The sequence below is a fragment of the Methylobacterium sp. WL103 genome (assembly GCF_008039885.1).
Lineage (GTDB): Bacteria > Pseudomonadota > Alphaproteobacteria > Rhizobiales > Beijerinckiaceae > Methylobacterium > Methylobacterium cerastii.
Genome location: NZ_VRUX01000913.1, coordinates 1 through 1,206, shown reverse-complemented (window position 1 = coordinate 1,206; position 1,206 = coordinate 1). Strand labels below are relative to the sequence as shown.

Sequence of the window (1,206 nt, the reverse complement as noted above, 5' to 3'; positions counted from 1 at the left end):
GTACCGTTCCCCCGAGCCAGGCCTCGCTCGGGGTCGGCGCCGTGATCGCGTGGCTCGCCGCACTCGCCGAGCCGGTGCGCGCCGACCCGACCGAGGCCTGGCTCGGGGGAACGGTACTGGTCCTGTTCGCGGTGGTCATGACCTGGCAGGCGTTCGTGGCGTGGCAGTACCTCTACGGCCTCGTCGCGTCCGGCTTCGGCGCGCGGGCGAAATCCGCCCTGGAGCGCCGTTCGGAGACGGTGCCGGCCCGCGCCTCGGGCCTGTCGCGCACGGCCGCGGTGGTGGCGATCCACGCCGAGGACCCGGTGGCGGTGTTTTCGGCGCTCCGGGTGATGGCGCGCTCGCTCGCCCGCGACGCCGTCGATGGCGGCGACATCGACCTGTTCGTCCTCTCCGACACCCGCGACGGCGCGATCGCCGCGGTGGAGGAGCACGAGTTCGCCCGCATCCAGGCTTGGCGCGAGACCGCCGGCCCCGGCATCCCCGAGATCCGCTATCGCCGCCGCACCGAGAACGTCGGGCGCAAGGCCGGCAACATCGCCGAGTTCACCCGCACCTACGGCCCCGAATACGATTTCATGATCGTGCTCGACGCCGACAGCCTGATGAGCGGCGCCACGATGCGCCGCCTCGCCCGGCTGATGGAGGAGAGCCCGGCCACCGGCCTGATCCAGACCGTCTCCTACGCCGCCGGCCGCGACACGTTGTTCGCCCGCATCCAGCAATTCGCCGTGCGGCTCTACGCGCCGCTGGCTTTGCGCTGCCTCGAGACCTGGCAGGGGCCGGAGGGCAGCTACTGGGGCCACAACGCGATCCTGCGGATCGCGGCCTTCGCCGACCACGCCCAGCTCCCTGTCCTGCCGGGGCGCGCGCCGCTCGGCGGCGAGATCCTGTGCCACGACATCGTCGAGGGCGGCATGCTGGTGCGCGCCGGGTGGGAGGTCCGCCTGCTGCCGGAGATGGGCGGCACCTGGGAGGAGATGCCGACGAACCTCGTCGACCTGCTCGGGCGGGAGCGCCGCTGGTGCCAGGGCAACATGCAGCACCTGCGCGTCCTGCCCTGGCCCGGCCTCAAGGCGGCGAGCCGCTGGCACCTCGCGGTCGGCATCGTCTCCTACGCGATGCTGCCGCTCTGGATCGCCTACCTCGTCGCCGGCACGTGGCTCGCCGCGCGCACGGGCGAGCTCGGCCTGCTCGGCTACGGGC

1 protein-coding gene is annotated in these 1,206 nt (G+C 73.1%); it reads left to right on the top strand.

Annotated elements, in window-relative coordinates:
* Positions 1 to 1,206, top strand: a 1,206-nt coding sequence (mdoH, locus tag FV222_RS26660) for a glucans biosynthesis glucosyltransferase MdoH (protein WP_147816139.1), incomplete at both ends; no start/stop codon positions are given.